The 207-nt window shown below is 59.4% G+C and carries 1 protein-coding gene; it reads left to right on the plus strand.

The features are described from left to right. The coding region (locus E4O98_RS17130) for a ribonucleotide-diphosphate reductase subunit beta (protein ID WP_248135760.1) at nucleotides 1-207 on the plus strand (207 nt) is incomplete at both ends.

Genomic DNA, 207 nt, shown 5'->3' on the forward strand with positions numbered 1-207 from the left:
CTTCTTCTCCACCGCCGACTCCCTGGTCGCCAATAACCTGGTGCTGGCCGTGTACCGCCTGATCACCAACCCGGAGTGCCGCCAGTACATCCTGCGCCAGGCCTTCGAAGAAGCGATCCACACCCACGCCTACCAGTACTGCATCGAATCGCTGGCCATGGATGAAGGCGAGATCTTCAACATGTACCACGAGATTCCATCGGTCGC

This window comes from Pseudomonas sp. W2Jun17, from assembly GCF_023127795.1.
Lineage (GTDB): Bacteria > Pseudomonadota > Gammaproteobacteria > Pseudomonadales > Pseudomonadaceae > Aquipseudomonas > Aquipseudomonas synxantha_A.